Annotated in this window: 1 protein-coding gene; it reads right to left on the bottom strand. The window is 47.6% G+C overall.

The window, feature by feature from the left end; translation table 11 throughout:
- Positions 1-341 (bottom strand): phage major capsid protein (locus tag DSM465_RS0118020; protein ID WP_236620397.1); only part of this gene is annotated, 341 nt, incomplete at its 3' end.
- Positions 342-368 lie beyond the last annotated feature (27 nt).

Raw genomic sequence — 368 nt, 5'->3', positions numbered from 1 at the left:
ACCAATGGATACAGCGTCGTATAGTCGCCCATGATATCCATGATGCGGTTAACGACCACTTCCGGAATCGTTAACTCCCCGCCTGCCACCGCGCGGAGGTTGCGGAATTTCTCGTAAAACTCAACAACCTCACTCCGTTTGTAGTATTCACCGGTTTTTAACATCTCGCGAACTTGTAAACGATTCATTCCTGCCACATCTCCTTTCGGTTCTTGTGTTTTTTGACGCGATTGATTCGAAGGTTGTTTACTGTTGAGCTGTTCGAGTTCGCCCTCTAATTGAGCAATCTCGCCTTCGAGTTTCGATTTTTTCTCGCTCAGTTCGTTACGCTCATCTTCCAACTTTGCGACTTCTTCCTCCACCGCTGA

This window comes from Geobacillus thermodenitrificans subsp. thermodenitrificans DSM 465 (assembly GCF_000496575.1).
In the GTDB taxonomy this organism is placed as follows: domain Bacteria; phylum Bacillota; class Bacilli; order Bacillales; family Anoxybacillaceae; genus Geobacillus; species Geobacillus thermodenitrificans.
Note: the sequence above shows the minus strand (reverse complement) of the source record. Positions and strands in the feature narration are given on the sequence as shown.